This window comes from Geodermatophilus maliterrae (genome assembly GCF_041018925.1).
GTDB lineage: Bacteria > Actinomycetota > Actinomycetes > Mycobacteriales > Geodermatophilaceae > Geodermatophilus > Geodermatophilus maliterrae.
The window spans coordinates 122,541-131,008 of record NZ_JBFNXQ010000002.1; the positions used below are offsets into that span (position 1 = coordinate 122,541).

The following is an 8,468-nucleotide window of genomic DNA, read 5'->3' on the forward strand; positions in this document are numbered from 1 at the left end:
CGGCGGAAGGGGACGGAACGACATGTCGACCGGCCAGGACCACGAACCCGGGGTGTACGAGATCCGGGTGCGAGGACGTCTCGAGTCCCGCTGGGTCACCTGGTTCGACGGGATGACCCTCACCCACCAGAGCGACGGCACGACGAACATCTCCGGCCCGGTCGTCGACCAGGCCGCGCTGCACGGCCTGCTGGCCACGCTGCGCGACACCGGCCTGCCGCTGGTGTCGGTCATCCAGGTCGAACCCGACCGACCCGACCCACCCCCGATCGACGACCGACCCGCAGGAGGAGAACCGACATGGCGATGACCAGCCCGATCCCGACAGCCGGCACGGCCCCGAGGGACCCGCTACGGAGGACCGCGATGATCGCGGGCGGGTTGTACCTGCTCACGTTCGCCTCCTCGATCCCTGCCCGGTTCTACTTCCTCGACCCCGTCCGGAGCGACCCGGGCTACATCGTCGGCCCGGGGGCCGACACGCGGGTCCTCGTCGGCGGCCTGCTGGACGTGGTCAACGTCCTCGCCTGCATCGGCACCGCCGTCGTGCTGTTCACGGTGGTCAAGCGGCAGAGCGAGACCCTGGCGCTCGGCTTCGTCGCCTCGCGTCTGCTGGAGGGCGCGATCATCGCCACCGGAGTCGTGAGCCTGTTCACGGTCGTGACCCTGCGGCAGGACCTGGCCGGGACCACCGGAGCCGACGAGGCCTCGCTGGTCACCGTCGGTTCGTCGCTGGTCGCGGTCTACGAGTGGACGTTCCTGTTCGGACCCAACGTCATGGCGGCCGTCAACGCCCTGTTGCTGGGCTCGCTGCTGTACCGGTCCGGCCTCGTGCCCCGCGTCATCCCGCTCGTGGGCCTGGTCGGCGGCCCCCTGCTGCTGGCCTCCGTGGCCGGGATCGTCTTCGGCACGCACGACCTGGACGCCGGACTCCACGTGATCGCGGCCGCCCCGATCCTCTTCTGGGAGCTGTCGCTCGGCGTCTACCTGGTGGTCAAGGGCTTCAGGTCCTCACCGATCACCTCCCGCGCCGTCCCGTCGACCCGGCCGGACCGGGAGATGACACCCGCGTGAGCAGCGCGACGGCGGTCGCCGTCGCGGCGGCGGTCGCCGTCGAGGCGGTGATCGCGGCCGGCACGCTGACGTCGGTCGTCGACGGCACGCTCCCGCCGGCCGCTACGCGGTGGCCGGACCTGCCGGTCGACGGGGCACCTGGACGTGCGGCCGGGACTGCCACAGTGCCCATTCGGCACCGACCTCGCCCGCCGTGCGGAGCAGCAGGGGCAGGTGCTCCCGCAGCAGCTGTTCGGTCGTGGTCTCGGCTGCGTGCACGGTGACGTTCATGGCGGCCCGCACGGCGCCGTCCCGGTCGCGGACGGGGACCGCGACCGAGCGCACCCCCGGGGCCAGCTCCTCGTCGGCCAGCGCCCAGCCCCGGGCGCGGACCGCGGTCAGCTCGTCGCGCAGCCGGTCCGGCGTCCGGCCGGTGCACGGAGGCAGGCCCGACCGGCTCGGCTCGGCCAGGGCCGCGGCGAGCCGATCGGGGGAGAGAGCGGCCAGGAGCACCTTCCCCTGTGAGGTCAGTGCGGCGGGGAACCGCGTGCCGATCTCCACGCGCAGCGCGATGATCCGGGGCACCGACACCCGGGCGACGTAGACGATGTCCGAGCCGTCGAGCTGGGCCATCGACGACGACTCGCCGGTCCGCGCGACCAGCGCCTCCAGGTGCGGACGGGCGATGTCCCAGAGACCCAGCGCGCCGACGTAGGCCATGCCGAGGGTGAGCACCTTCGGGGTGAGCGAGAAGGTGCCGCCGGAGGACCGGACGAAGCCCAGCTCCTCGAGCGTGAGCAGCAACCGCCGCGCGGTGGGGCGAGCCAGTCCGGCGGCGGTCGCCACCTCGGTCAGGGACATGCTGCGGTGGTCGGGGCCGAAGCAGGCCAGGACGTCCAGGCCGCGCGCCAGCGCCTCCACGAAGTCCGGTCCCGCGCCCCGCCCCGCCATCACACCTCCCGCGCCGTCGGCCTGGTCCCTGGCCCCGATCATGGCTCCGCTGCGGGGCACCGCCGCGAGCCTGCGCGCGGTGGGGGCAGCGGGGTCCTTCACCGGCCGAGGACCCGTTCCTCGCCGCCGGCACGCCTGGACTCGTCCTTGTAGTCGGTGTACCGGTACGGGTTCTCCAGGATCTCGGCCTCGGCCTCCGGCCTCTCGGGGAACATGCCCTGCTGCCAGGCCTCCTCGCCGATCTCCGACCGCAGGTACTCGACCGTCGACTCGACCTCCTGGCGCACGGGGGCCAGGTCGATGCCCACGAGCCTGCCGTCGTGCTTCACCACCCGACCGTCGACCACCACGGTGTGCACGTCGCCCCGCTGCGCCTGGAAGACCACGTGCCCGTAGGGGTTCAGCAACGGGAACGACACCGGCGAGGCGTCGTTCTTGATGAGCACGACGTCGGCCTTCTTGCCCTCCTGCAGGCTGCCGAGGTCGTCGCGGCCCAGCGCGTGGGCGCCGCCCCGCGTGGTCCACCCGACGACGTGCTGGGCCCGCAACCGCAGGTGCGTGATGGTGTCGCCCCCGAGGTGGGCGTCCATGTGCTCGGCCATCCGGTCGGCGTTCAGCGTGGCCCGCATCGCGGAGAACATGTCGCCGCTCCACCACACGCTCGTGTCCATCGACAGCGAGACCGGGATGCCGTACTGCAGCACCTGCTCGGTGGGTGCGTGCCCCTGGCCGGCGCTGCACTCCGACTCGGTCGCCACCGAGATCGAGCCCCCGGTGGCGGCGATCCGCTGGTAGCTGTCCCGGGTGAGGGTCGAGGCGTGCACGTAGACGGTCTCCGGGGTCATGAACCCGTTCTCGTGCATCAGCCGGATGCCGTCGTCGTTCGTGGCGCCCCAGACCCCGGCGTGCGTCGTCACGGGGATGCCCAGCTCTCGGGCCACCTCGAACGCGGCCTTCTCCGGGAAGGTCGGGTCCCCGGTGACGTCGAAGGCGACCTGTACGCCCATCCTGTCGTCGGCACCGTCGCGCAGGCGCTCCAGCAGTGAGCGCACAGCGGGGTCGGCGGTCCACTCCCACGGTCCGGCCTGGATGTTGCCGTAGGCCAGGACGAACCGGCCGGGCACCGACCGGAGCGCCTCCAGGGCGGCCTCGCCGTGGTCGATGGTGTGCAGGTTGTGCGACCAGTCGACCGTCGTGGTGATGCCGGCGTCGAGCGACTCGATCGCGGCGAGCCGGTTGCCCGCCGCGATGTCCTGCGGGCGGAACTTCCTGCCGTGCTCGAGGTAGTACCAGACGAAGTACTGGGTGAGCGTCCAGTCGGCGCCGTACCCCCGCATGGCGGTCTGCCACATGTGGCGGTGCGTGTCGATCATGCCGGGCATCACGATGCCGCCGCGGGCGTCGATCTCCTCCGTGCCGTCGGGCACCGGGAGACCGGGGCCGACGCCGGCGATCCGATCACCCACGACGAGCACGTCGGCGTCCTGCAGGACCGTCGAGGCGTCGTCCATGGTCAGGACGGTCCCCCGACGGAACACCAGCGGACGGTCGGGGGCGGGGGCCCCGGCCCCGTTCCCGCGTGCGGCACCGGGCAGGCTCATCGTCTTCTCCTCGGACGTCGACGGACTCGTCCGGACCGACGTTCGCACAGCGGTCAGGGCCCGGGCGCTGCCACCCTGGTGTGGCGTGCGTCACGTGTCAAGAGGACGGCGATCGACGCGGGCAGGGCCGCTGGGACGGTTGACACGACCGTACGGCGGCCCGGAGACTCCGACGCGGACCTGCGTCCGCACTGCGGAAGTCGAGGACGAGGGGCGGGCGTCGACCCATGACCGCAGCACATCCCGATGGGGCCGGGCGCGGGCCGCCGTCGAACCGGTCCTGACGCACTGTCCACCGACGTCGCGGACGGCGCCCGCCGTCGCCACGGCCCGCCAGGAGGTTCCCGTGCAACCGGTCACCGAGGACAACATCACCGAGCTCGCCGTCGAGCGGTGGACGACCGCGCGCGATCCGCGGCTGGCCGAGCTCATGGCGGCACTCGTGCGCCACCTGCACGACTTCGCCCGCGAGGTCCGGCTGACCGAGGCCGAGTGGATGGCGGCGGTGCAGTGGCTCACCCGGGCCGGCCGGATCAGCGACGAGAAGCGGGAGGAGTTCATCCTCGCCTCCGACGTCCTCGGCCTGTCGATGCTGGTGGTCCAGATGAACCACCGGCTCGACCCGGCGGCGACACCGGCCACGGTGCTCGGCCCCTTCCACATCGAGGGGTCGCCGGAGCTCGAGTTCGGCGGCGACATGTCCGACGGCGTCCCCGGCACCCCGCTGTTCGTCCACGGGACCGTCCGTGACCTCGACGGGAACCCGGTGCCCGGCGCAGTGCTCGACGTCTGGCAGGCCGACACCGAGGGCGCGTACGAGTCGCAGATCCCCGGCATCGACGAGGCCCGCCTGCGCGCCAGGTACACGACCCGCGAGGACGGCAGCTACTGCCTGCGCACCATCGTGCCGAGGGGTTACACCATCCCGATGGACGGACCGGTCGGCGACCTCATCGCGCAGACGGAGATCAGCCACTTCCGGCCCGCGCACGTCCACTTCCTGATCAACGTGCCCGGCTACGAACCGCTGATCACCCACCTGTTCCAGGAGGGCGCGGAGTACCTCGACAGCGATGTCGTCTTCGGCACCAAGCAGGAACTGGTCGTCCGGTTCGAGCAGCGCGAGCCCGGCGCCACGCCGGACGGCGGCACGTCGGCGGAGCCGTGGGTCGAGGCCCGCTACGACTTCGTGCTCCAGAGGCAGGCGTGGGGCGGGGCTCAGGTCGGCAGGGGCGTCGGCGCGTAGGCCAGCAGCTGCCACCGCCCCGAGGCTCTCGTCCACACGGCGAGGGCGAGGTTGTCGATCGTCCTGGGCACGCCGGCGACGTCCAGGTCGGCGGTCATCCGGCCGACCACGAGCGCGCTGTCGCCCACGACGGCGACGCGCTCCACCGGGTGGTCGATGCGCCGGTAGACGTAGTAGCCCGAGCGCAGCTTCTCCAGGTACTGGGCCTTGGTGTCCCGGGCGCCGCTGGAGTGGGCGTAGCTCAGCTCCTCCGCGCACAACGAGTCCAGGGTCGTCAGGTCGGCGTCCTGCATGGCCCGGTAGCGGCGGTCCTCGGCACCCAGGACCGCACGCACGTCCTCGGGGTCGTCGACGTCGGCCTGTGCCACGTCCCGATCATCCCGGGTGCCGCCGCCACCGGGATCGCCGGCCGACCGCGCCCGTCGGTGCGTCAGCTGCCGCACAGTTCGGCCCGCAGCGACGCAGCCGCCTGGGCGAGGGCGCGCATCTTCCCGGCGGCCGACGCCCGCGGGAGGTACTTCAGCCCGCAGTCACTGGAGAGCAGGAGCCGGTCCACGTCGACGTGGTCCAGCGCCCGCCGCACCCGGTCGGCGACCGTCTCCGGCGTCTCGACCTCGGGCGTCGAGAGGTCGAGGACGCCGAGCGCGATGCCCTTGCCCCGCAGGGGCCGCAGGGTCGCCGGATCGAGGCGCGACTGCGCCGTCTCGACCGAGATCGTGTCGGCCGGTGTGTCGGCCAGCTCGGGCAGGAACGAGTAGCCCGCCGGGCGTTCCGAGACCATCGCCGCGTAGCCGAAGCACAGGTGCACGTGCACGGGACCGGCGGCGTCCGCCACGGCACGGGTCACCGCCTCGGCGCCGTGGCGGCGGGCCACCTCGGGGCGCGCCTGCAGCCACGGCTCGTCCACCTGGACGATGTCGGCGCCGGCGGCGAACAGGTCGGCGATCTCCTCGCGGACGACCTCCGCGTACGCCATGGCCAGGGCCCGGTCGTCGCGGTAGTGCTCGTCCTGCGTCTGCTGCGCCATCGTGAAGGGGCCGGGCACCGTGATCTTGACCGCGCGGTCGGTGTGCGCGCGGAGGAACCGGACGTCGTCGACCTGCACCGGCGACGGCCGGCGGATCTCGCCGGTCACCCGTGGCACCGGGATCTCGATCCCCGAGCGGTTGCGCACCGTCCCGGGGTGCTCGAGGTCGAGGCCGTCGAGGGCCGTCGCGAAGTGGTTGGAGTAGGACTCCCGGCGGATCTCCCCGTCGGTCACGACGTCCAGCCCGGCCTCCTCCTGGCTGCGCACGGCCGCGAGCGTGGCGTCGTCCTGGGCCTCCTGCAGGTACTGCGGCGGGATGCGCCACAGTTCCCGCGCCCGGACCCGCGGAGGGAACTGGTGACCCAGCCGCTCCCGGTCGATGAGCCAGTCGGGCTGGGGCAGGCTGCCGACGATCATCGTGGGCAGCGGGGGCAGCAGTGCCGGCATCCGGTCCTCCTGGGGCGGGGCGACTCCCGTCGCCTCTCGACACGCCATCGTCCTCGCGCCTCCCGGGACCGACCACACCGGCGCGTGGACCCCGGCGGTGGCGGTGTCGAGTCCACGGTCGCGACTCGCGTCCCGAGGCGGGAGCGCCCGGCGCCCGTGACAGCGGGTCAGCGGACCTGGTGGCGCAGGTGTGTCGCGTCGCGGCCGTCGAGTCGCCGGACGAGCTGCAACTCGACCGGACCGGTGTCCCGTGTCCCGTGCTCCGGACGAGGGCGGCCGGCGCACAGGTGGAGCCGTATCGGAGCAGTCGTCGACGCGGTCATCGGTCTCGAACCCCCTCCACGTCGGATCAGACGGGCTGCGGGGTCGGCCGACGACCGATCAGGGCAGCAGCCCACTCGGGGGGACACGTGGGTGCAGGCCTCCCCCCTGTGGCCCGCGTCCCCGCACGTGGCGACTCAGCCGGGCCAGTCGCCGGCGGTGATGCCGGCAGGGTGATCGGCCGGCCACTGGACCATCTCGATCCGGTTCCCGTCCGGGTCGGTGATCCACGTCGTCAGGAAGTCGTCCGAGCCATCCGGTGACGTGGGCGCTCCGGCGTCGATCCCCGGGTGGCGAGCTCGGTGAGGGTGGTGTCCATCGAGTCCACCGTGATGACGAAGTGGCTGAGGCCGGTACCGGGAGCCACGTCGCTGCGCACGGGTCGGTGGACGAGCTCGATGGTGACGAACTCGTCGTCGGGGAGTTTGAGCATGGTCAGGTGCCCGAGACCGGTCTCGGGCACCTCCCCGACCACCTCGTAGCCGACGGCCGTGTAGAACGCGAGCGACCGCTCGAGGTCGGCCACGTGGAGGCCGAAGTGCGAGGTCCTCATCGGTGCTCCTCCTGCGGTCGGGTCGGAGGCTCGGTCACCGCGGTCCGGCAGCCACCGGTCGTGGGCCTCCGGCCGGTCGACCTCTCGGCCGTCCGTGCCTGCCAAGCGGGACCGCGAGCGTCAGCGGAAGTCATCGGCGTGCGACCGGGGCGCTCGGGGCGAGGACCGGCAGCAGTCCCCTGCACCTGGAACGGTGAGCCAGCGCCGCACCCGACCGACGGAAGGCGCGCGCCACGTCCGGACGGGCGTGGACCACGGCTCGGGACAGCGGCCGTGGGTGCCGTCCGGCCCGGCTGCGCGGCCGGACGGCACCCACGGTCCGGCACGCACCGGTCGCTCGTGCGGGGAGCGGGCTGACCCGGACGACGACGGCCCGCGGTCACGACCGCGGGCCGCCGGGTGCCCACTGGTCACCCCGCCGGCCCCACCCCGGATCGGCACCGGACCCGGGGCCGGGAGCGGTCCTGGTCCCGGCGGTGGGCGTGCCGGCGGCACCGCCATCCCTCGCGGGACGGGGTGCGCCCGGTGGTGGAGCTCAGAAGGGGGGCTCCTCGCCGGGGCCGCCGGCCGGCGCCGCCCAGGGATCTGCTGAGCCCTGCCCGGTCCCGGTGCGACCGTCGCGGGGACCCGTCCCACCGCTGGCCCCCCCACCCGGACCGTCCCCGGAACGGGACACCTTGGCGACCGACGCCGTGGCGTAGCGCAGCGACGGGCCGATCTCGTCGACCTCCAGCTCGATGACGGTCCGCTTCTCGCCCTCCTTGGTCTCGAAGGACCGCTGCTTGAGGCGGCCCTGCGCCATGACCCGCGCGCCGCGGGTGAGTGATCCCGCGACGTGCTCGGCCATCTGCCGCCAGCAGCTGCAGCGCAGGAAGAGCGCATCGCCGTCCTTCCACTCCTGGGTCTGGCGATCCAGGGTGCGTGGGGTGGAGGCGATGGTGAAGTCGGCAACCGCCGCTCCCGAGGGCGTGAAGCGCAGCTCGGGGTCGCTGGTCAGGTTGCCGATGACGGTGATGACAGTGTCGCCGGCCATGATCCGGTCCTCCGTGTCGTCGGTGCATCGCTCAGGTGAGCACCCGGAGGCTACGAGGACCTGCTGACACTCCTGCGATCGTCGTCACGTGCAGGACGGGCGCCCGGCGCCGTCCCACGGGCCGCTGACGACGTCGCGCGAGCGGAGGACCGCGGAGATGTCCCCAGGCGGTGTGACGATCGGTCGTCGGGACGGGTGTGTCAGCGAGGGGATGGCCGGTGGGGGATACGCGGACC

Annotated in this window: 9 protein-coding genes; 3 read left to right on the forward strand and 6 right to left on the reverse strand. The window is 73.0% G+C overall.

What is annotated here, in order from left to right; translation table 11 throughout:
• Positions 1-22 precede the first annotated feature (22 nt).
• On the forward strand, positions 23-310 hold the full coding sequence (locus tag ABQ292_RS01355; RefSeq protein WP_369202459.1) for a DUF8691 family protein: 288 nt from the start codon (positions 23-25) through the stop codon (positions 308-310).
• 56 nt (positions 311-366) lie between these two features.
• Positions 367-1,074, forward strand: a complete 708-nt coding sequence (locus ABQ292_RS01360) for a DUF4386 domain-containing protein (RefSeq protein ID WP_369202461.1) — start codon at positions 367-369, stop codon at positions 1,072-1,074.
• Positions 1,075-1,176: 102 nt separating this feature from the next.
• Here the strand turns inward: ABQ292_RS01360 and ABQ292_RS01365 are convergent, their stop codons facing one another.
• Positions 1,177-2,064, reverse strand: coding sequence for an IclR family transcriptional regulator domain-containing protein (locus ABQ292_RS01365; protein WP_369202463.1), 888 nt, complete (start codon positions 2,062-2,064; stop codon positions 1,177-1,179).
• Positions 2,065-2,102: 38 nt separating this feature from the next.
• Positions 2,103-3,605 (reverse strand): amidohydrolase family protein, encoded by a 1,503-nt coding sequence (locus ABQ292_RS01370; protein ID WP_369202465.1) that lies wholly within the window; start codon positions 3,603-3,605, stop codon positions 2,103-2,105.
• A gap of 346 nt (positions 3,606-3,951) precedes the next feature.
• Here ABQ292_RS01370 and ABQ292_RS01375 point away from each other — a divergent pair, with 346 nt between their 5' ends.
• A complete protein-coding gene (locus ABQ292_RS01375; RefSeq protein WP_369202467.1) occupies positions 3,952-4,851 on the forward strand; it encodes a dioxygenase family protein in 900 nt (299 codons plus the stop codon).
• Here ABQ292_RS01375 and ABQ292_RS01380 read toward each other — a convergent pair.
• The 4 genes from ABQ292_RS01380 to ABQ292_RS01395 all read right to left on the reverse strand — a co-directional run bounded on the left by ABQ292_RS01380 (position 4,824) and on the right by ABQ292_RS01395 (position 8,232).
• Entirely contained in the window at positions 4,824-5,219 is a 396-nt protein-coding gene (locus tag ABQ292_RS01380; RefSeq protein WP_369202469.1) for a nuclear transport factor 2 family protein, read from the reverse strand. The two genes, ABQ292_RS01375 and ABQ292_RS01380, sit on opposite strands and share 28 nt — an antisense overlap.
• Positions 5,220-5,281: 62 nt before the next feature.
• Positions 5,282-6,325 (reverse strand): uroporphyrinogen decarboxylase family protein, encoded by a 1,044-nt coding sequence (locus ABQ292_RS01385; protein WP_369202471.1) that lies wholly within the window; start codon positions 6,323-6,325, stop codon positions 5,282-5,284.
• A 556-nt stretch (positions 6,326-6,881) separates the two neighbouring features.
• Positions 6,882-7,199 carry a VOC family protein gene (locus ABQ292_RS01390; RefSeq protein ID WP_369202473.1) on the reverse strand — a complete coding sequence of 106 codons (318 nt, stop codon included), beginning with the start codon at positions 7,197-7,199 and terminating at the stop codon, positions 6,882-6,884.
• Positions 7,200-7,734: 535 nt separating this feature from the next.
• Complete coding sequence (locus ABQ292_RS01395; RefSeq protein WP_369202475.1) at positions 7,735-8,232, reverse strand: single-stranded DNA-binding protein; 498 nt, start codon at positions 8,230-8,232, stop codon at positions 7,735-7,737.
• Positions 8,233-8,468 lie beyond the last annotated feature (236 nt).